The organism is Streptomyces sp. NPDC093568, assembly GCF_044764945.1.
GTDB lineage: Bacteria > Actinomycetota > Actinomycetes > Streptomycetales > Streptomycetaceae > Streptomyces.
Genome location: NZ_JBIWJD010000046.1, coordinates 1 through 1,737, shown reverse-complemented (window position 1 = coordinate 1,737; position 1,737 = coordinate 1). Strand labels below are relative to the sequence as shown.

At 57.5% G+C, this 1,737-nt stretch carries 1 rRNA gene (only partly in view); it reads right to left on the bottom strand.

The features are described 5' to 3' along the window. A 23S ribosomal RNA gene (locus ACIRD7_RS43255) occupies nucleotides 1-1,700 on the bottom strand; its annotated part reaches 1,485 nt to the left of the window's first position; the annotation flags it as partial. Nucleotides 1,701-1,737 lie beyond the last annotated feature (37 nt).

Sequence of the window (1,737 nt, the reverse complement as noted above, 5' to 3'; positions counted from 1 at the left end):
GACGTCCTACACCCTTACCCCGGGACAACCACCGCCCGGGATGGACTACCTTCCTGCGTCACCCCATCACTCACCTACTGCAAGTCTGGTTCGTCGGCTCCACCACTCCCCTTTGCCCGAAGGCTCCGGGGCGGCTTCACGGACTTAGCATCGCCTGGTTCGATGTTTGACGCTTCACAGCGGGTACCGGAATATCAACCGGTTATCCATCGACTACGCCTGTCGGCCTCGCCTTAGGTCCCGACTTACCCTGGGCAGATCAGCTTGACCCAGGAACCCTTAGTCAATCGGCGCACACGTTTCTCACGTGTGAATCGCTACTCATGCCTGCATTCTCACTCGTCAACCGTCCACAACTACCTTCCGGTGCTGCTTCACCCGGCAGACGACGCTCCCCTACCCATCACGATCCCCGTTGGGGGTACATATCGCAATGACACGACTTCGGCGGTACGCTTGAGCCCCGCTACATTGTCGGCGCGGAATCACTAGACCAGTGAGCTATTACGCACTCTTTCAAGGGTGGCTGCTTCTAAGCCAACCTCCTGGTTGTCTCTGCGACTCCACATCCTTTCCCACTTAGCGTACGCTTAGGGGCCTTAGTCGATGCTCTGGGCTGTTTCCCTCTCGACCATGGAGCTTATCCCCCACAGTCTCACTGCCGCGCTCTCACTTACCGGCATTCGGAGTTTGGCTAAGGTCAGTAACCCGGTAGGGCCCATCGCCTATCCAGTGCTCTACCTCCGGCAAGAAACACACGACGCTGCACCTAAATGCATTTCGGGGAGAACCAGCTATCACGGAGTTTGATTGGCCTTTCACCCCTAACCACAGGTCATCCCCCAGGTTTTCAACCCTGGTGGGTTCGGTCCTCCACGAAGTCTTACCTCCGCTTCAACCTGCCCATGGCTAGATCACTCCGCTTCGGGTCTTGAGCGCGCTACTGAATCGCCCTATTCGGACTCGCTTTCGCTACGGCTTCCCCACACGGGTTAACCTCGCAACACACCGCAAACTCGCAGGCTCATTCTTCAAAAGGCACGCAGTCACGAGATGCAGCAAGCTGCATCCGACGCTCCCACGGCTTGTAGGCACACGGTTTCAGGTACTATTTCACTCCCCTCCCGGGGTACTTTTCACCATTCCCTCACGGTACTATCCGCTATCGGTCACCAGGGAATATTTAGGCTTAGCGGGTGGTCCCGCCAGATTCACACGGGATTTCTCGGGCCCCGTGCTACTTGGGTGTCTCTCAAACGAGCCGCTGACGTTTCGACTACGGGGGTCTTACCCTCTACGCCGGACCTTTCGCATGTCCTTCGCCTACATCAACGGTTTCTGACTCGTCCTGCTGCCGGCAGACAACAGAAGAGAGATCCCACAACCCCGCATACGCAACCCCTGCCGGGTCTCACACGTATACGGTTTGGCCTCATCCAGTTTCGCTCGCCACTACTCCCGGAATCACGGTTGTTTTCTCTTCCTGCGGGTACTGAGATGTTTCACTTCCCCGCGTTCCCTCCACTTGCCCTATGTGTTCAGGCAAGGGTGACAGCCCATGACGACTGCCGGGTTTCCCCATTCGGAAACCCCCGGATCAAAGCCTGGTTGACGACTCCCCGGGGACTATCGTGGCCTCCCACGTCCTTCATCGGTTCCTGGTGCCAAGGCATCCACCGTGCGCCCTTAAAAACTTGGCCACAGATGCTCGCGTCCACTGTGCAGTTCTCAAACAAC